General features: G+C 61.9%; 1 pseudogene. It reads left to right on the top strand.

Going from position 1 to position 751, the window contains the following annotated elements:
- Positions 1-751 (top strand): annotated as a pseudogene (locus AWB67_RS38950) (DUF3300 domain-containing protein); the annotation flags it as partial.

The raw sequence follows: 751 nt of genomic DNA, 5'->3' as shown, positions 1-751 counted from the left end.
ATTGTGCACGCCGCGCGCTGGGTAAAAGCGAATCCTAACGTGAAGGGCGACGCCGCCGTGAAGGCGGTGCAGAATCAGCCTTGGGACACTAGTGTGAAATCGCTGGTGGCGTTCCCGCAAATACTCGAGCCGATGAGTGACAAGCTCGATTGGACGCAGAGGCTCGGGGACGCCTTTCTTGCCCAGCAAAAAGAGGTTTTCGCTGCGGTGCAGCGCCTGCGGGCACGCGCACAGGAATCGGGCAACCTGAAATCGAACGAGCAACAGAAGGTCATAGTCGAGCCCGCGCCGGCCGGCGGCTAGACCACAATTGTCCGCATTGAGCCCGCAAACCCGCAAGTGATCTATGTGCCAGCTTACAACCCGACGGTTGTCTATGGCGGATGGAGCTATCCGGCCTATCCGCCAACCTATTGGCCTCCATACCCCGCTTACTATCCGGGTTACTACCCCGGCGCGGCCCTCGCGACTGGATTCGCGTGGGGCATTGGGCTCGCTGCCGCCGGTGCGATCTTCAGCGACTGCAATTGGGGCGGCGGCGACGTCAACATCAACGTCGACAAGGCGGCAAACATCAATCGCAACTTCGATCGCAGCAAAGTCCAGGGGCAGGGAGGTCGCTGGCAGCATGATGCAGGCCATCGCCAGGGCGTCGCCTATCGGGACAACGCCACGCGCGATAAGTTTGCCGGGCGGACGCCGGGTGCCGACGGGCGTTCCCAGTATCGCGGGCGTGGTACCGATACAGGTA

This window comes from Caballeronia terrestris, from assembly GCF_001544515.1.
GTDB classification, from domain to species: Bacteria; Pseudomonadota; Gammaproteobacteria; order Burkholderiales; family Burkholderiaceae; genus Caballeronia; species Caballeronia terrestris.
This window is presented reverse-complemented; position numbering and strand designations above follow the sequence as displayed.